The 18,334-nt window shown below is 65.1% G+C and carries 15 protein-coding genes; 9 read left to right on the top strand and 6 right to left on the bottom strand.

The genetic code is table 11. The features are described from left to right. Positions 1–53: 53 nt before the first annotated feature. Together ACR9ZN_RS08090 and ACR9ZN_RS08095 are read right to left on the bottom strand one after the other, a co-directional pair. Complete coding sequence (locus ACR9ZN_RS08090) at positions 54–1,226, bottom strand: HlyD family secretion protein (protein ID WP_481271860.1); 1,173 nt, start codon at positions 1,224–1,226, stop codon at positions 54–56. Beyond that, a complete protein-coding gene (locus ACR9ZN_RS08095; RefSeq protein ID WP_441771554.1) occupies positions 1,219–1,683 on the bottom strand; it encodes a MarR family winged helix-turn-helix transcriptional regulator in 465 nt (154 codons plus the stop codon). Before ACR9ZN_RS08095 ends, ACR9ZN_RS08090 begins: the two co-directional genes overlap by 8 nt. 101 nt (positions 1,684–1,784) lie before the next feature. Here ACR9ZN_RS08095 and ACR9ZN_RS08100 point away from each other — a divergent pair, with 101 nt between their 5' ends. Both ACR9ZN_RS08100 and ACR9ZN_RS08105 read left to right on the top strand, forming a co-directional pair. Beyond that, positions 1,785–2,147 (top strand): hypothetical protein, encoded by a 363-nt coding sequence (locus ACR9ZN_RS08100; protein WP_454819178.1) that lies wholly within the window; start codon positions 1,785–1,787, stop codon positions 2,145–2,147. Positions 2,148–2,323: 176 nt separating this feature from the next. Then, a complete protein-coding gene (locus ACR9ZN_RS08105) occupies positions 2,324–5,233 on the top strand; it encodes a caspase family protein (RefSeq protein ID WP_481271861.1) in 2,910 nt (969 codons plus the stop codon). Positions 5,234–5,429: 196 nt separating this feature from the next. Here ACR9ZN_RS08105 and ACR9ZN_RS08110 read toward each other — a convergent pair whose 3' ends face one another. Together ACR9ZN_RS08110 and ACR9ZN_RS08115 are read right to left on the bottom strand one after the other, a co-directional pair. Next, positions 5,430–6,188, bottom strand: a complete 759-nt coding sequence (locus tag ACR9ZN_RS08110; protein ID WP_434959894.1) for an SDR family NAD(P)-dependent oxidoreductase — start codon at positions 6,186–6,188, stop codon at positions 5,430–5,432. Positions 6,189–6,332: 144 nt separating this feature from the next. Then, on the bottom strand, positions 6,333–7,841 hold the full coding sequence (locus tag ACR9ZN_RS08115; protein WP_454819172.1) for a xylulokinase: 1,509 nt from the start codon (positions 7,839–7,841) through the stop codon (positions 6,333–6,335). A 242-nt stretch (positions 7,842–8,083) separates the two neighbouring features. On the opposite strand from ACR9ZN_RS08115, the gene ACR9ZN_RS08120 reads away from it, so the two are divergent. From ACR9ZN_RS08120 to hexR, 5 genes are read left to right on the top strand one after another with little or no spacing between them, the layout of a single operon-like run. After that, positions 8,084–8,740, top strand: a complete 657-nt coding sequence (locus ACR9ZN_RS08120) for a bifunctional 4-hydroxy-2-oxoglutarate aldolase/2-dehydro-3-deoxy-phosphogluconate aldolase (protein WP_454819170.1) — start codon at positions 8,084–8,086, stop codon at positions 8,738–8,740. Further along, a complete protein-coding gene (locus ACR9ZN_RS08125; protein ID WP_481271862.1) occupies positions 8,737–9,690 on the top strand; it encodes a shikimate dehydrogenase family protein in 954 nt (317 codons plus the stop codon). The genes ACR9ZN_RS08120 and ACR9ZN_RS08125 overlap by 4 nt, the downstream gene beginning before the upstream one ends. Before the next feature lie 17 nt (positions 9,691–9,707). After that, positions 9,708–10,640, top strand: a complete 933-nt coding sequence (locus ACR9ZN_RS08130; protein ID WP_481271863.1) for a phosphoglycerate dehydrogenase — start codon at positions 9,708–9,710, stop codon at positions 10,638–10,640. 1 nt (position 10,641) lies between these two features. Continuing rightward, on the top strand, positions 10,642–11,517 hold the full coding sequence (locus ACR9ZN_RS08135) for an MBL fold metallo-hydrolase (RefSeq protein ID WP_481271864.1): 876 nt from the start codon (positions 10,642–10,644) through the stop codon (positions 11,515–11,517). A 42-nt stretch (positions 11,518–11,559) separates the two neighbouring features. Further along, the gene (gene hexR / locus ACR9ZN_RS08140) at positions 11,560–12,453 is read left to right on the top strand and encodes a transcriptional regulator HexR (RefSeq protein ID WP_454819162.1); all 894 of its coding nucleotides are present in this window, start codon (positions 11,560–11,562) and stop codon (positions 12,451–12,453) included. 60 nt (positions 12,454–12,513) lie between these two features. On the opposite strand, the gene ACR9ZN_RS08145 is transcribed toward hexR, so the two are convergent. Beyond that, entirely contained in the window at positions 12,514–14,046 is a 1,533-nt protein-coding gene (locus tag ACR9ZN_RS08145; protein ID WP_481271865.1) for a COG3904 family protein, read from the bottom strand. 89 nt (positions 14,047–14,135) lie between these two features. On the opposite strand from ACR9ZN_RS08145, the gene ACR9ZN_RS08150 reads away from it, so the two are divergent. Beyond that, positions 14,136–15,653, top strand: a complete 1,518-nt coding sequence (locus ACR9ZN_RS08150) for a helicase HerA domain-containing protein (RefSeq protein ID WP_434959886.1) — start codon at positions 14,136–14,138, stop codon at positions 15,651–15,653. A 189-nt stretch (positions 15,654–15,842) separates the two neighbouring features. Then, positions 15,843–17,264, top strand: a complete 1,422-nt coding sequence (locus tag ACR9ZN_RS08155) for a mannose-1-phosphate guanylyltransferase/mannose-6-phosphate isomerase (RefSeq protein ID WP_434961308.1) — start codon at positions 15,843–15,845, stop codon at positions 17,262–17,264. Between the two features lie 216 nt (positions 17,265–17,480). Here ACR9ZN_RS08155 and ACR9ZN_RS08160 read toward each other — a convergent pair whose 3' ends face one another. Then, positions 17,481–18,263: an SDR family NAD(P)-dependent oxidoreductase gene (locus tag ACR9ZN_RS08160; protein ID WP_434961307.1), complete on the bottom strand. Its 783-nt coding sequence runs from the start codon at positions 18,261–18,263 to the stop codon at positions 17,481–17,483. Positions 18,264–18,334 lie beyond the last annotated feature (71 nt).

Below are 18,334 nucleotides of genomic sequence, written 5' to 3' on the forward strand. Positions count from 1 at the left end.
ATTAGGTGCTCAAAGGGCGGGCCGGCGCGCAGGAAGGCGCGGCGGCTCTGTCGTCAGCCGGCGCTCGGCTTGGCCTGGCCGAACCAGCTCGTCACGAAGCTGGGCAGTCCGCGGGCGTGGCCGGTGTCGACACCGACCACTACGCTCATGCCCAAACGCAGGCTTGGTTTGTCGGGCGCAGGATCGATGCTGATGCGCATGGGAATGCGCTGGACCACCTTCACCCAATTGCCGGAGCTGTTCTGTGCCGGCAGCAGGGAAAAGCTCGAGGCGGAGGCCGGGCTGATGGTCTCGACCTTGCCGGTCCAGGTCACGCCCGGATAGGTGTCCACCGAAATCTCGACCGGCTGGCCGGGTTTGACATAGGTGAGCTCGGTCTCCTTAGGGGTCGCATCCACCCAGACATTGGTGGTGGAGACCAGGTTGAAGGCGCGCTGGGAGGCGTTGAGATAGGCGCCGCGCTGCAGGGCGTCGACATTGGTGACGATGCCGTCGAAGGGAGCTCGCACCACGCTGTCGCCGAGATCGCGCTTGGCATTGTCGACGGCCGATTGGGCCTGGAGGTAGAAGGGGTTCTTTTCCACCGGCAGGGAAGCGTCGCCGCCGAGCTGGGCCAGCATGGCCTGGGCATTGGCCTCGGCCACGATGACCTTCTGGCGCGCCGCGTCGAGATCGTGCTTAGCCTGGTCGAAGGTCTGCTTGGAGGCAGCGCTTGAAGCCTGCAGATCCTGCTGGCGCTTGAACTGGGCTTCGTAGAAGGGAATGTCGGCCTTGGCCTGGACAATCTGGGCCTCGGCCTGGGCGTAGCTCGCCTGCAGGGTCAGAACCTGGTTGCGCACGGTGCCGAGCTGCGCTTCCGCCCCTTCCAGCGCCGTGCGGTAACTGTCGGGACGGATGCGGTAGAGCAGGTCTCCCTTCTTGACGGCCTGGCTCTCGACGACGTCGATCTCCACCACCGTGCCCGCGACATCGGTCGATATGCCGACCATCGCCGCCTGCACATAGGCATTGTCCGTCTCCATCACCTGCCCGCCGGTGACATAGAAGTAGCCGCCAGCCACGACGGCGATCGGCAGCAAGGCAAACAGCAGGGGACGGGTCAGCGAGCGCTTGCGCATCTTGGCCGGCTGCGGCGTGGATGTGCCCTGATTGGCCTTGTCGCCGGCGAGCCGGTCGATCTCGACAGGGCTTTCGAGTTTCTGGGCCTGGTTACTGCCATCAGCCATGATTTGCCTCCTTATCGTCGACCGGCTGGCGGCAGGCTTCGAGAAGGTTGGCCTTCATCTGCGTCAGGGTGTCGAGTAATTTCACGCGGTCTTCGTCCGGGATGGACGCCAGGGCCTCGGCCCGGGTCCTGTCGCCGACAGCGCGCATCTCGGCGAGAATGGGATGGGCGGCCGGCGTCAGGAAAAGCAGCCAGACCCGGCGGTCGGATGCATGTTGGCGCCGTTCGATCAGCCCGCGCGCTTCCAGCTTGTCGAGAATGCGCACCAGGGTGATCGGCTCGATCTCGAGCAGTTCGGCAAGCCCGCTCTGATGGATACCCTCGCTGCGGGAGAGAAAGGCGAGCGCCTGCCATTGCGAGCGCGTCAAGCCGATATCGCCGGCTTGCTGTTCGAAGCGTTTGCGCATCAGGCGGGCGACGTCATGCAGGATGAAGCCGAGGGTGGGCGGGTTGAGCATATCTAGAGCATGCCGTTCTAATTATAAGCTTGCTTATGTTTGTGTATGATTATAACAAGGATGCCTCAAATGCAATCGGGCAGATGGGTACGAACCGCAAAATGGCTGCTGATCACGCAAGATTTGATCGAAGCCGGGTACTGACAGGGGCTGGCCTGTTTTGCGCGGCCTTGCTTGCCCTGGCGCTTGGCACCGATCCGGCGGTTGCTGCCCCGCGCTTCGTCAGCTGCGGCGGCGCGGCCATGCTGGGAGGAGCGCTGCTCAATTGCTCTCACCTGGCGCCGACCAAGCCGGCGCAACTGTGCAATTTCAGCTGGAGCCTCCTGCAGGTCGGCAACGTCCCGCAGGTGGTGAGCGGATCCTTCCTCCTGCCGCCCGGCGCCAACAACGCCCAGGTCTATCAGGGCGCCGGCTATGTCGCCGCCCTGGCATCGCCGATCATCCTCTGCCAGGACCAAAACTAGCGCTCCCGGTCCGCTTTCGGGCGCTGGCCTCGCTATTGCCTCCACAACGCCCCAAAACAGCCCCCTTTGGTTCACACGCCATACAAGTCAGCCAAGCTATCGCTTAGGTTGTACTCACAGGCCATGAGCCGTTCGAGCTCGGCCCACGCCGGGTGGAAACCAAGAGGGCCAGATCAATGTCCGCGACATTCCGCAGCGCTTTTGCGCTCCTGCTCATTCTGCTTGCAGCGAGTTTGCCGCTGCAACCAGCCCGGGCACAAAGCCAGGGTGAAAAGCGCATTGCCCTGGTCATAGGCAATGCCGACTACAAGGCCGGGCCGTTGGCGACCAGCGCCAATGATGCGGGCCTGATCGCCCAGACCCTGCAGGCTGCCGGGTTCGACGTCACCGGCGCCCGCGATCTCGACCAGGATTCGCTGCGCAAGGCGTTCCGCGAGTTCCTCGACAAAGCCTCCGCATCGGGACCCGACACGGTGGCTTTCGTTTATCTCGCCGGTTATGGCCTGCAGTCGGAAGGGCAGAATTATTTCGTGCCCGTCGACTCCGCCATTCAGACGCCTGCTTCCATACCAGCCGAGGCGGTGCGGCTCTCCGATTTCATTCGGCCGCTTGGTGCCTTGCAGTTGAAGGCCAGTATCGTGGTGGTCGATGGTGCGCGTGCCAACCAATTTGCCCGCGGTGACCAGCCCCTCGCCGGTGGCCTGGCGCTCGTCGATGCCGAGCCCAATGCCCTGATCGCCTTCAACGCGGCCCCCGGCACGGCGGCGCCGCCCGAGCAGGGGCCGTATGGCGCCTATGCGCAGGCTCTCGCCGAAATGATGCGCACGGGGGGGCTGCCGATTAACGACGTATTCGACCGCACCCGGTTGCGGGTGAGCGAGAAGACCAACGGCGCGGTGCTGCCCTGGAGCGCGTCGAAGCTCGGCGCCCCCTTCAGTTTCTTCGACCGTGCGGCCGATGCACCGGCCCCGCAGGTTTCGCTTGAGGAAGACAGGGCGATGCAATCCAAGCGCATCGCCGATTTCGACGCGCGTGATGCCTATGTCGCCGCCGTCGACCGGGATACCATGCAGGGCTACCAGGACTTCCTGACCGCCTTTCCGCGTGATGCCATGACCAAGCGCGTGCGCGCCATCGTGGCGGCCCGGCGCGAAGCCATCACCTGGCATGAGACCTGGAAGCGCGATACGCCGAATGCCTATTGGTCCTATCTCAAGCGCTATCCGCGCGGCCCCCATGCCTGGGATGCCCGCCGCCGGCTGAGATATCTGTCCGCCGCGATCGAGCCGCCGCCGACCTTCGACGTGATCGAATATGACGTGCCGCCGCCGCCCGAGGTCGAGGTGGTCTATGTCGAACGGCCGGTGATCATCTTCTCCGACCCCGAATTCGATCTGCCGCCGCCTCCGCCGCCGCCGGTGATCTTCCTGCCGCCGCCGCCCCGCGATTTCGTGGAATTGCCGCCACCGCCCCCACCGATCGACGACTATGTGCTGCCGTCGCCGCGCTATGTGGCGATGCCCGAATGGGTACGGCCGCCGCGCTATGTCGAGCCACCGCCGCAGAATTTCATCTTCAACAACATCCACAATGCCACCATCATCAACGAGACGCTGGAGGCTCCGCCGGAGCGCATGCGGCCCCAAGAGGGCGAGGGTGGCCTGACGACCGGGGAGAAGGCAGCCGGTGCGGCGATCGCCATCGGTGCAGCGGCCGCCGCCGCTCGCGTTGCCCTGCCGCCCTTCCTGCGCAATCGTGGGGGACGGGGTGGGCAACCTGGGATGACGCAGCCAGTCGTGGCACCACAGCCGGGTGAGGTCGGCGTGCCGCCGGTACCAGGTGCACCGCAACAGCCTGGGCGCCTGCTGCCGGGCCAAGCTCTGCCAGGCCAGGTGCAGCCTGGACAAGTACTTCCCGGAAAGGGCCAGCCCGGCCAGTTCCTGCCAAGTCAGGCTCAGCCAGGTCAGGCTCAGCCAGGGCGGACTCAGCCAGGGCGGACTCAGCCAGGGCAAGCACTCCCAGGTCAGGCTCTCCCCGGAAAAGGCCAGCCTGGACAATTCCTGCCGGGCCAAGCCCAGCCGGGCCAGGCCGCACAGCCTGGAGAACTCAAGCCGGGGCAGACCCAACCTGGCCTCAAACCCGGCCAGGCTCAGCCTGGAAAGGCGCTGCCCGGCATGAACGGCGAGGCCCTGCCGCTCGACAACGGCAAGCCGCCGCTCGCTGGCAAGCCGCTGCCGGGCCGTCTGCAACCTGGCGGCAAGGCGGCCAAACCCGGCCAGTTGGGCCAGCCCTTGCCGGGCACCCAGCCCGAAGGACAGCCTGACCAGGCGCAGCCCGGCCAGCCTCTCCCCGGACAGAAGGGGCGCCTGCGTCCCGGCGGCCGGCAACAGCCTGATGGCACGGCCTTGCCCGCGGGACAGCCACCGGCCACCGATGAGAACCAGCTCGGCAAGCCTTTGCCGAAGGCAGGCAGTCAGCAGCAGCCGGGTCCCGGCCGCAAGAAGCCACAAGGGCGCCAGCCCCAGGATGGAGGCGCACCGGCGCCGCTACCTGGTGCCGCACCCGACGGGCAGGCCTTGCCCAATGCAGGCGGTGCGCCGCCGCAGCCGGCCGGCCGCAAGCGTCGTCCAGCGCAGGACGGTCAGGGTCTCGGCCAGCCGCTACCGCCCGCTGGCCAAGCCTTGCCGGATGGCAGCGGGCAGATGCAGCCGCTGCCGGGGCGTCGGCGTCCGCAGAACCGGCAACCCGATGCTGGTCCCGGCCAGCCGGATGCGCCGGTCCAGCCGGCCGGCCGCCGCCCGCGCCTTCAGGCCCAGCCGGATGGCGGGTCTGGTGACAATGGCGCGCCGCCACCGCGCCAGAAGCGCATGAATCCGGCACCCGCGACTGAAATGGCACCGGCCATGAATGCGCAGCCTCGCATGAACCGGCAGCCGCCTGCACCGCGCGCCCAGCCGGAATTCGGCGGGCAGGCCCCCCGGCCGATGCAACAGATGCGGCCGCCGCCGGGCGAACGCGGCCCGGCTCCCGCCGGCGGCGGGCGCCAGCGTCGGTGCGGCACGCCAGGGGCGCCGCCCTGTGAATGAAGCCTGACAAGCAAAACCGCCCGGCTCGCGCCGGGCGGTTTTGCTTCTGGCCAATGCGTCTTGCGATGCAGCCTTGTCATGCCAAGTCTCGAAGATACTGGTGCGCCCTGGCCTTGGACACCTGATGATTTTCGATACCAAATCAAAGATTTGCGAAAACCATCAGACGGAACCAAGGGTCATCGAACTCTTGGCATCAGAAGCCGCTGACGACATAGCCCCCATCGACCGGCAGCGTAGTAGCGGTCACGAAGATCGAGGCGGGCGAGGCAAAGAACAGGGCGGTGCCAACGAGATCGTCGACGGTGCCCCAGCGCTTGAGCGCCGCCTTATTGGCGATCTTTCCGGCCGGCACCGGGTCGGACCACAGGGGCTTGGTCATGTCGGTGCGGTGATAGCCGGGCGCAATCGCGTTGACTCGGATGCCTTCGGGCCCGAATTTGTGGGCGAGGGCCCGGGTGAGCCCCATGATGCCGGTCTTGCTGGCGCAATAGGCTGGCACGCTGTCATCGGCGAGATAGCTCAGCATCGAGGCGAAGTTGATGATGGACCCTTGTGATTTTACCAGCAGGGGGTGGGCCGCCATGGCGAGGCGCATGGCGCTGTTCATGTTGACGTCGATGACTTCGAGATAGGTTTCCTCGGTCCATTCGGCTTCGGGGCGGGCGATGCCCTGGGCATTGACCAGCACGTCGAGCGCCGGCAGGGCCGCAAAGAAGCGGTCGACCGCCGCCTTGTCGCGGACGTCGAGCTGTTCGAAACGAATGGAGCGGTCGCCATTGGCGGCTTTGGCCGCCGCCAGGCGCGCCTGCGTGGACCCCGTCGCGATGACATTGGCACCGAGGCCGGCAAAGCCCTGGGCGATGGCCAGGCCGATGCCGCTGGAGCCGCCGGAGACCACGACAGTCTTGCCTTCGAATAGGCCGGGACGGAAGGCGGAGAGCACGTCCTGCATGATTGTTTCCTTCAAGCCAGAGAGTTTTCCAGAAAAGTTGATCGACTTTTCGATTAAGAAAACGCGTCAAAACAAAGAGTTAGAGAAAAATGACGATTGGAGAAAAGTCATTTTGCTCTGGGGAGGGGGGGACCAGGCGGCGGTTCAACCTTGCTGCAGCCGGTCGAGATCGTCGTAGAGCGCCTGGGAATGGCGATAGAGGCGGTCGAACATCGGCTGCATGCGGGCATAGGTTTCCGCCCAGGCCGGGTCGGGCAGGACCTCGGCGCCATAGCGTACGAAATGGGCGACGGCGTCCTCGACCTTGCCGAAACGCCCGAGGGCGGTTGCCGCCATCGCGGCACAGCCGACGAGGCCGCATTCGGTTTCCTCGGGTACCAGGATCGGCACGTTATAGGCGCTCGCCTTGATCTTGAGCCAGAGTTCGGTCTTGGCACCGCCGCCGGAAGCGACCACGCGCTCGAGCTTCTGGCCGGTGGAGGCCTCCATCACGCGGATATGGCGGTTGACCGCGAAAGCCACACCTTCGAGCGTGGCGCGATGGAGATGGGCAAGGCCATGCTTGGCGCCGATGCCGAAAAACTGGGCGCGGGCATTGCGATGCGCGCCGAGCCGCTCGCCGGCGAGGAAGGGCAGGAAGAACAAGCCTTCGGCACCGGCCGGGGCCTCGGCTGCCTTGGCGACGATGTCGCTATAGGACAGGTTTTTCTCGTGGAAGGCGCGGCGGGCCCAACGCATGGCATCGCCGCCGGTCTCCAGCAGCGTGAAAGGGCCCCAATGACCCTCGACGGTGCGGACGTTGCAGATCTCTGGATCGAGCAGTGGCTCGCCCGTCACCAGGGTGATGATGGAGGAGGTGCCCATCACGTCCGATGCCGTACCCGGATGGACGACGCCCGAGCCGAGCACCGCCACGGGATAGTCGGCCCCGCCCACCAGGACAGGCGTTCCCTCGGCAAGGCCGGTCTCCAGGGCTGCGCCCGCGGTGACATGGCCGAGAATGTCGAGCGGCGAACGGATCGGCGGCAACTTGGCGGCGTCGAGGCCGAGGCGATCGATCATCGCGGTCGACCAGGTCCCGCTTGTCGGATTCATCAGGAAGCTGCAGGAGGCGTCGCCCTCGTCCATGGCGATTTCGCCAGTGAGCCGCAGATTGATGTAGTCCTTCGGCATCAGCACGGTGGCGGCCGCCCGATAGGCATCCGGATCGTTGTCGCGCAGCCAGGCAAGCTTGAAGCCGGGCCAAGCCGGCGTCGGTGGATTGCCGCTTTCGGAAAGATAGGAGGCGGGCGGGTTATCCCGCTCGAAGGCTGCCACCAGGCCTGCCGTGCGCTTGTCGTTCCACAAGGGCGCGGTGTCGCGGGTGAGGTTGCCGTGGTCGTCGACCAGCACGGTGCCATGCATCTGGCCGCAGGCGGCGACGGCCTGGATCCTGGCGGCGGCGCCAGCATGGCGATCGAGCACGGTGTGGATGGCGGAGACGGTGCCGGCCCACCAATCGGTGGGGCGCTGTTCGGCCCAGCCGAAAGCCGGTACGATCTGGTCATATTCGCTGGCGGCGATCTCCAGGATGGCACCATTGCCGGCCTCGACCAGGGCAGCCCGGGCACTGCCGGTTCCGACATCGATGGCCAGGATGAGATCCTGCGTCATGGGTGTGTCCTCGGCTCGCTTTTTAAAAGGGACGGGCGGGATATGGCGCGGCCATCGCCTGTGCATTTTTGGGAGTGATGCTACACGTTTTTCAGCGGGTCAACCGAAAATTCCGACAAATTCATGCTGCATCGCAGCAAAATGTCCCGAGTATCTTGCCGGGGCGGGATGAAATATGTAGCATTGCTACAAAATTGCCACTTATGCCGATATTGTCGGCAAGCCCTGAGGAGAGCGCAGACATGGCCATCAACCCCATTGAGCAGATCGAGGAGATCGGCGTGGTGCCGGTCATCGCGATCGACGATCCCGCCCATGCGGTTGCCTTGGCCGACGCCTTGACCGCTGGCGGCTTGCCGATCGCCGAGATCACCTTCCGCACCAGCGCCGCTGCAGAAGTGCTGGCCATCCTGCGCGACCAGAGGCCGGATTTCCTGGCCGGCGCCGGAACGGTGCTGGATCTGGAGTCGGTCCAGGCCTGCAAGGACAGTGGCGCGAGTTTCGCCCTGTCCCCCGGCTTCGATGCCGAGATCGTGGCTGCCGCCAAGGCCATCGGCCTGCCTTTCGCCCCCGGCATCATGACGCCGACGGATCTCACGCTGGCGACGCGCGCCGGCCTTCGCCTGTGCAAGTTCTTCCCGGCCGGTGTCGCGGGGGGGCCGAAGGCCTTGGAGGGGATCGCCGCTCCCTTCAATCATCTCGGCGTTCGCTTCATCCCGACTGGCGGCGTCACGCTGGAGACCATGAGCGACTGGCTCAAGCATCGCTTCGTCGCGGCCGTCGGCGGGACCTGGATCGCCAAGCCCGAAGACATCAATGGCGGCAAATTCGCGGAGATCACCGCCAAGGCAAAGGCTGCCGTCGAGCGTGTCAAAGCGATCCGGGCGGGTGCAGCATGAGCGGCTACCAGCCGGCGACGCAGCCGACGCTCTATTTCATTGGCGTGACCACGACCAAAAGCTCGATCATGCGCGTCTTCCCGGCCTGGGCAGAGCACCTGGGCCTGAAGGATGCCGTGATCAAGGGCATCGATTTTCCCCTTCATGCCGACCCGGCCGCCTATCGCGAAGCGGTCGCCTTCATCAAGGCCGATCCCCTCTCACTGGGGGCGCTGGTCACCACCCACAAGATAGACCTCTACAAAGCCTGCCGGGACCTGTTCGACGAAGTCGACGATTTTGCCTTGCGCATGGAGGAGACGAGCTGCCTGTCCAAGCGCAACGGGCGCCTGATCTGCCACGCCAAGGACCCGATCTCTTCCGGGCTTGCCCTCGACAATTTCATTCCCAAGGGACATTTCGAACGCACCGGCGCCGAACTCTTCTCGATGGGGGCGGGTGGCTCCACCATTGCCTTGACCTGGCACATGGTGCGTGAGGAGCGCGGCGCCGACCGGCCGTCGCGCATCGTGGTTTCCAATCGCAGCCAGCCGCGCCTCGACGAGATCCGGCGCATTCATGAAGAGATCGGCATGCCCGTGCCGGTCGACTATGTGCTCGCCCCCGATCCTGCTGACAATGATGCGGTCACCGCCGCGCTCAAGCCGGGCTCGGTGGTGATCAATGCCACCGGCCTTGGCAAGGACGCTCCCGGTTCGCCCCTTACCGATGCGGCGGTCTTTCCGGAGCGCGCCATCGTGTGGGATCTCAACTATCGCGGCGATCTCGTCTTCCTCGACCAGGCCCGGCGCCAGCAGGCGGCGCGGCATCTCCAGATCGAGGATGGCTGGACCTATTTCCTGCATGGCTGGACCCAGGTGATCGCCGAGGTCTTCGACATCGAGATCCCCACCTCCGGTCCCTCCTTCGAGCGGCTGGGCGAGATCGCCATCGCCGCTTCCAAGGGGTAGGGAGAAGAGCTGAAGATATGGAACGCATTCTGGTCACGCCGCGCTCGCTGACGTCGACGGCCCATCCCCTGGTCGAGCGCCTCAGGACCGAGGGCCATGAGATCGTCATGCCGGCGCCCGGCAAATTGCCCGACGAGGAGGATTTGCTCGCTCTGGTGCCCGGCGTGACCGGCTGGCTGGCGGGCGTGGAAAAGATCTCGCCGCGCGTCATCGCCGCGGCGGGCTCGCTCCGGGCGATCAGCCGCAACGGCACCGGAACCGACAATCTGCCGATCGACACGCTGCTCGCGCGCGAGATCGCCGTGCGCATCGCAGCCGGTGCGAATGCAGCCGGGGTGGCCGAGCTTGCCATCGGCCTGATCTTCGCAGCGCTCCGGCAGATCCCGCTTTGCTATGCCGGCATCAAGCAGGGAACCTGGCCGCGCCGGATCGGTGCCGAGATCCGCGGGCGCAGGGTGGGCGTGGTCGGCTGCGGAGCCATCGGTGCCGAGGTTGCGCGCTTGGCTGCCGCGCTCGGGGCCGAGATTCTCGCCTACGATCCGCAGCGCCCTGCCGTGAATGTCGAGGCGAACAGCCTGCGCTGGGTCGAGATATCGGAGATGCTGGCGGAGGCTGATGTCGTCACCCTCCACTGCCCGGCGCCGGCGGATGGCCGCCCGCTCCTCGGCGCCAGCGAATTCGCAGCGATGCGGCGTGGCGCGGTGCTGCTCAACACGGCCCGGTCGTCGCTGGTCGACGAGGCGGGCCTGCGCCAAGCGCTCGAAGACGGGCATATCGGCTGCTACGCCACCGATGTCTTCGAGGAAGAGCCGCCGGCAAACCTCGCTCTCGCCGGCCATCCCCGGGTGATTGCCACCAGCCATATCGGCGGCTTCACCCAGGAAAGCGTCGACAGGGCCACCGAGGTCGCCATCGCCAATTTGATGGACGCCTTGCAGGGGAGGGCATGAGGTGACGCTGGAAGTCCTGCCTTTTGCCGGCCCGCTGGCCGGAAAGCTTGCGAGCCGGCCTGAAACCGGTCTCTCGCTCTATTGGCTCGGGCAGGCCGGTTTCCTCCTCGACAGCGGCCGGCATCGCCTGTTGATCGATCCCTATCTCTCGGATTCCCTGGCCCAGAAATATCGCGATCGCGGCCCTTCACATGAACGCATGATGCCGGTGCCAATCGACATCGACGAGATGCCGCCGCTCGATTTCATCCTCTGCACGCATCATCACACCGATCACCTCGATGCGGCGACATTGGGTCCGCTTGCCCGGCGCTTTGCGCAACTGCGCCTGGTGGTGCCCAGGGCCTCGCTCGAACTGGCGCAGGACAGGACCGGCCTCGACCCGGAGCGTTTCATCGGCATGGACGCCGACGAGACCCTGATCCTCGACGATGCGATCGAAGTGCAGGCCGTGCGGGCCGCTCACGAAGATCTGCAGCGGGATGGGCAGGGGCATCATCTCTTCCTCGGCTATGGTCTTGGAGTGAACGGCATCCGCGTCTTCCACTCCGGTGACACCATCCCCTATGCTGGACAGGTTGAAGAGGTGCGGGCACTGGCCGCCGATCTGGCGCTGCTGCCGGTCAATGGCCGTTCACCAGCCCTGGCTGCGGCCGGCATTGCCGGCAATTTCACCCTGGATGAGGCCGTCGAACTGGCATCGTCCTGCGGTATCTCTGCCGTGCTCGCCCACCACTACGGCCTGTTTGCCTTCAACACGCTCGCACCTGAAACGATTGACGCCAGGGTCGCCGCGATGACGGGGCCGACCCGTCTGCTTCGGGCCGGGAAGGGAATCGAGTATAGGCTGGCAGGTCCGTCCGAGATGACGGTCTGAGCCCTCCGACCCGAAGAGAGAGCCAGAAAAGGGAAGCCGCCCATGACCTTGCCGGATCAGACCGCATCGCAGCCCGCGCCTCGGACCACGATCCAGAACGTGCTCGAGGTGATCCGGCTGACATTGGGCGAATTGCGCAAGTCCGACCGCAAGGTTGCCGACCTCATCCTGGCCGACCCCCAGCGTATCCTGAATGCGACGGTGGCGGAGACGGCGCTGGCCGCCGGCGTGAGTGAACCGACGGTCATCCGCTTTTGTGCCGCCATCGGCTGCACTGGCTTCCAGGATTTCAAGCTGCGCCTGGCCCAGAGCCTGGCGCTGGGCACCCCGGCCACCCATTCGGTGCTGCTCGATACCGATACGCCGGAAACCGTGGTCGAGAAGATCTTCGACTACACCATCACCAGCCTCGACTGGGCGCGCCATCACCTCGACAAGGCGGCCCTGGCCCGGGCGATCGACATTCTGGAAAAGGCGAAGGCCATCGAATTCTTCGGCCTGGGTGCTTCGGGCGTGGTGGCCCGTGACGCCCAGCAGAAATTCCCGCTGTTCGGCGTGCCCTGCGGGGCCCAGCACGACACTCACCAGCAGATCATGGTCGCCTCGATGATGAAGCCGGGCGATGTTGCGGTGGTGATCTCCCACACCGGGCGCAGCCGCTCGATCATCGAGGTGGCGCGTACCGCGCGCGAGAACGGGGCCAAGGTCATCGGCCTGACCGGATTCGAGACTTCCCTTGCCAGCCATTGCGACGTGGCCTTGCTGGTGGAGACGCTCGACAATACCAACATCTACACGCCCACCACCTCGCGCATTGCCGCTCTGGTGGTGATCGACGTGCTGTCGACCGCGGTCGCCCTGCGTCGCGACGAGGCCCATGTCCGGCGTTTCCAGGCGATGAAGCGCAAGCTCGCCGAATATCGCATCGGCGAGTAGTCGCCGTACCTGTGAGGCTGAACGCTCGGATATTCCAAGGCGGCATTACATAGCGGTTCGTCAGGAATGCCGAACGGCGACCGCCAGGTTGGGCACGAACTGGCACCGATGGGTAGAATCTCGGTGGCGGGTGATAAAAGTCACGATGTCACCAGGTTTCACCGCCATGCCGGATGGGACCAGCACAGATGGCGCAAAAGTTCTGCCTCTTGCGAAAACCCGCAGGCCGATACGCTTGAATTCGAAATATTTCGCCTGTGTTTGCAGATGCGAGGTTTCTTCCACGCCATGCAGGATCACGGAAGCAGCGTCTGGCGGCATCACGGCATCCACCAGGCCGGTTGCCCGCTTTCCCTCGACAGGAAGGGCCTCGAAGGATGCCGGGCAAGGGGGCGCGGACCGTTGCCTGTCCTGGGAGGCTGTAGGGGCCTTGTCGTTCGCGCCAACGGCCAAGGGAAGTGGGGTGGATGGCAAACGCTCCATTGCCGGTGCAACGGCATCGGCCCCATGGCGGCCTGCCGTTGCAAAGTACTCGTCGATCGTCAGCCTCTGTGTAGCAAGGCCGGTATCTGCGAGCTCCTTGCCAGTGAGAAAGCGTACCTGGTTGGAAGCCGCTTGATGCATGAGGCTGATCAACTCGTTGCTGATGCCCATCGCAGTCAGGTAGGATTCAGCCTTTACATAGGCGGCGGGCGGTGCAGCCTGCTGAAGGGCGTTGGCGACCGCATGCATTTGCGAACGAAAGCCGATGACCCGCCCGAATGAATCTTTGACGGGGGATCTCTCGATCCATACCGAAGTTCCAGTTTGAACGGTCTCATGTACGCCGATCTGTGCACCGAGAGGAGGCACGATGCGCTGGACTCCCCCCGACAGGACGTAGACGCACGCTGAGGCGCAGATCGCGTCGAAGCCCACGGCTGTGCCGCGACGCGCATCAGCGGATTGGCCGTTGCAGGCCTTGTCTCCTTCCGGACAGGCCTCCTTCACCGTCCTGCCCACTATAACGTCAAGCCCCCTGATGCGGATCATTTGTCCCACTGCAAAGGAAGCGCGAACCGACCCGCCGGGCGAGGAGATCACCACAGGCAGCTTGCGCTTTCCCAGAAGCGCCAAGGTCATACGAAACAGGAGCGGGGTGTCGTCGGTGATCATCCCCTCGGCCGAAATCCATTCGGCGCAATGATCGTCACAATTTGGCGTGCTGCTGTGGACGACCGTGATCTGCATCGGCTCCCTGCTGGGATGCGTGTCGAGCATGGGGGCCGGGTAGTCGATCAGATTGGCAAGGCCGGTCGATGTCCAGAACGAAGGCGGCTCGGCAGGAAGAAACGGAGGATCGGGCAGGGCATTCGGCAGTGTGAATGCCGGAAAGGCGGGTATCTCCGGTTCGAGACGCCAAGGATGGTTCGCGGCGGCGCTTGCCGAATACGGTATGGCAGCCAGAAGGCCGACGATGAGCAACAATGTCTTCATCGCACAAATTTTGTTGGAGAAAGCCCGCCCACGTTCATCCTTCCGTAGAGTGAGGACGAAAGCAAGAGTCACCCGGGCTGTACCGGAACGGATTTCAAACCCCACCGTGCCACGCATGTGGAAATCCCTGCTGAGGGGTGGGTGGGGGTTGTGAGCAGCCCCTCAGGGGCGCTATGGCTGGAGCGAAACCGGAATCACTGCTTGAGATGAAGATCGAAATCGAGATGGGCGTCGCGTCTGCCGCCGGCAGTGCGCCTGCAATGCTCGACATCGAGGAGTTGCTGGCCACGCGCCTGCTCGTGCAGGGCAATTCGGGTTCCGGCAAGTCGCATCTCCTGCGTCGGCTGCTCGAGCAGAGCGCGCCGCATGTGCAACAGGTCATCATCGATCCCGAGGGCGAGTTTGCCAGCCTGTCGGATCGCTACGGCCACGTCGTCATCGACGGCGAACGCAGCCTGGCCGAACTCGAACACATTGCCCAGCGCGTGCGACAGCACCGGGTCTCGGCCGTGCTGGTGCTGGAGAGCCTCGATGCCGAAATGCAGATGAAGGCGGCGGCGGCCTTCCTCAATGCCTTGTTCGATGCCGAGCGCGACCATTGGTTCCCGATGCTGGTGGTGGTCGACGAGGCCCAGCTCTTCGCGCCTGCCGCTTCCGGCGATGTCGGCGAAGAGGCGCGCAAGGTCTCGCTCGGGGCGATGACCAATCTGATGTGCCGCGGCCGCAAGCGCGGCCTCGCCGGCATCATCGCCACCCAGCGCCTGGCCAAGCTCGCCAAGAACGTCGCTGCCGAAGCGTCCAACTTCCTGATGGGGCGCACCTTCCTCGATATCGACATGGCCCGTGCCGCCGATTTACTCGGCCTCGACCGGCGCCAGGCCGAGACCTTCCGGGAATTGCAGCGCGGCCAGTTCGTGGCGCTGGGACCGGCCCTGTCGCGCCGCCCGCTGCCGATCAAGGTCGGCCCGGTGGAGACGCGGCCCAAGGTGGCAACGCCGAAGCTGACGCCGCTGCCGGAAGGGGGCGATGCCGCGCGCGATCTCATCCTGGCACCCGTGCCCGTGGCAGCGCCGCGTGCCCGTCCCGAGCGCCGCGTGGTGACGCCGCCGCCGATGTCGACCACGGAGATCCTCGAACAGCTCGTGCGCGACAGGCCAGCCGAGGCTGCCGGCGAGGAGGCCTTGCCCGCAATAGCGCCAGCCGAACTGCAGCAGGCTCATGCCCGTATCGCCTTTGCGATCATGGAGGAGCCGGATGCCAGTTTCCGCACCGATGCCGTGCTCTATCAGGACTTCATCGTGCGCTGCCGCATCGAGCGGCTGGGCGGTTCGCCGCCGGCCATGGCCGAGTTCAAGTTCCTGCTCAACGCCGCCCGGGCAGGTCTCGATCCCGATAGCGTCGACCAGGAACAGTGGCGGGGCGCGCTCGACCATGCCCGCCTGGTTCCCGCCGATCTCCAGGCCGTGTTCCTGATCCTTGCCGCTGCTGCGATGACGGGGCTGCCATGTCCGCCGGACGCCGAGATCGCCAGGCGCTGCGGCAGTCATTCGGCTGGGCGCGCCCGCAGCCAGATCCGTCATCTGCAGAATGCCGACTTCGTGATGACGCGCGTCGACATGCGCGGCGCCCGCATCGCGGTGATTCCGGACCTCGGCTGGGAAACGGCGCCGGGCGACCCCAATGGCCCGGTGCTGGACAGGGACGGCCTGGCTGCCGCGGAATGAGGATGGGCGCGGCATCAGCCGCAGGAGACCTCGCCCTATCCGGAAGCATTAGCGTTGCGGTGGCGATGCCCCCCTCTAAGAGAAGCGAAATAAACCAAAGCAGGCCTGAAAATCACCTGCCTCTGCCGGTATAATCGTGGCATAGAGCTATTCAGTCGATGGCTCCTCCAATTCAAATATGAGCGGATGATGTCTACCCAGATCGTTCCCCTGATCGTTTGCGGCGGCTCCGGAACGCGGTTGTGGCCGGCCTCGCGTGCCAGCCGGCCCAAGCAGTTCCTGCCTTTGTTCGGCGATCTCTCCACCTTCCAGGAAACGATGCGGCGCGTGAGTGGCGCCGAGCTGTTCGGTCGCCCCGTCATCGTCACCAACCAGGACCATCGCTTCCTGGTTGCCGACCAATTGCTGTCGATCGGCGTCGAGGCCGATATCGTGCTCGAACCCGAGGCGCGCGATTCCGGTCCGGCCATTGCGGCCGGTGCGGCCTTCATTGCCTCGCGGGACGGCGCCAGGACGCCGGTCCTCACCCTCGCTGCCGATCACCGCGTGCGGGATATCGAAGGTTTCCGGGCCGCCTGCGCGGCGGCGCGTCGCGGGGCAGCCAAGAAGAGCATCGTGACTTTCGGCGTGGTGCCCAACCAGCCCGCCACCGGCTATGGCTATATCGAGGCCGGAGAGCCCTTGGTCGAGGGCGTCATGAAGGTGCGCCGCTTCGTCGAAAAACCCGACGCCGAGACCGCCACGCGCTATGTGCGCGAAGGCTATCTGTGGAATTCCGGCAATTTCCTGTTCGAGGCCGGCTTCTTTCTCGCCGAATATGCCCGTTGCGATGCCGGAACGGTCGAGGCTGTGAACGAGGCGGTCGCCAAGGCCAAGCTCGATCTTGGCTTCCTGCGTCTTGATGCCGAAGCCTTTGCCCGTTGCGACAAGCGCTCGGTCGACTATGCCGTGATGGAAAAGACCCAGGCCGCCGCCGTGGTTCCGGCCAGCTTCGACTGGTCGGATGTCGGCTCCTGGGGGGCAGTGCGCGAGCTCTCGCCGCAAGACGAGGCCGGCAATGCCAAGCTCGGCGAGGCCCTGTTCGTCAATGCCCGCAACAATCTGGTGTCCTCGGAACGCCAACTCGTCTGTGTCGTCGGCCTGGACGACCTTGCCGTCATTACCACGGGCGACGCCGTGCTGGTGGCCCGCCGCGACGATGCGGCCGGCATCAAGGCGCTGGTCGAGAAACTCAAGCAGAGCCATAACGGGCTGACGCAGGACCACCTGCAGTCCTACAGGCCCTGGGGGCATTACAAATCGCTGGATCTCGGTGCGCGCCACCAGGTCAAGCGCATCGTGGTCAAGCCCGGCGGGCAGCTTTCGCTGCAAAAGCACCATCACCGCTCCGAGCACTGGATCGTGGTGCGCGGCGTCGCCAATGTCAGCATCAACGGCCAAATCAAGACGCTGCATGAGAACGAGTCGATCTACATTCCGATCGGCTCCACCCACCGGCTGGAGAATCCCGGCAAGATCGAGCTCGAACTGATCGAAGTGCAGACCGGCTCCTATCTCGGCGAGGACGACATCATCCGGATCGAGGACATCTACAACCGCGCCGCGTCTTGAGGCGCGAAAAACCTTCTCCCCTTGCGGGACCTGGCACTTCCAAGGGAAGTGCCTTGGGTGGTGCGCAGCGCCGGATGAGCGGTTGACGGAACCTCACAACTCTTGGTGGCCTCTCAGGAGGTAGCTCTGGGATGGGTCGTAAGACCCCTCATCCGTCCCTTCGGGACACCTTCTCCCGCAAGGGAGAAGGTTAAGGTCCGTCTTTGCGTGCTGCTCCTACCAGCAGGTGTAGCCGCCATCGACGACGACGATCGAGCCGGTCATCAGGCTCGCGGCGTCCGAAGCGAGGAACTGCACGGCGGAGGCGATTTCTTCCGGTTCGCCCATCCGCCCCTGCGGTGTCATCTCGAGCCAGGTCTTGAACATCGCCGTATTGGCCGGGTCCGTCGCGGCATAGGCGGTCAGCGGCGTGTTGATATAGGTGGGAGCGACGGAGTTCACCCGCACGCCGCGCAGGCCCCATTCGGCCGCCAGGGACTTGGTGAGGTGATGCACACCGGCCTTGGAAGCGTTGTAGTAGGACTGTTCCTGCGGCTTGTTGACGATGATGCCGGACATCGAGCCGATATTGATGATCGAGCCCTTCTTGGCCGCCAGCATATGCTTGCCGAAGGCGCGGCAGCACCAGAACACGCCGTTCAGGTTGACGTCGAGCACATTGAGCCAATGCTCGTCGGCGACGTCCTCGGCCGGCGTCATCGAGCGGGCGATGCCGGCATTGTTGACCAGGATCTCGACGGTGCGGCCCTTGGCGGCGAGTTCATCGGCGACCTGGGTCACCTGATCGGATTTGGTGACATCCATCTGCACCGTTTCGGCTTTGTAGCCCTTGGCCGCCAGGGCTGCCTGTCCTTCGGCCGCGACCTTCATGTCGAAATCGGCGATGACGACCTCGGCCCCGAATTCGGCCAATGCTTCGGCGCAGGCCAGGCCTATGCCGCGCCCCCCGCCCGTGACGAGGGCGTGGCGGCCCGTGAGATCGAGTTTCTTCTTGTACATCGCGGATCCTTTCATGCGTCGCTCCCGTTTGCTGCATCGATTTTGCAAACGGAACAAAAGCCCGTGCAGCT

The sequence above is a fragment of the Labrys sp. HAY1-8F genome (genome assembly GCF_056754975.1).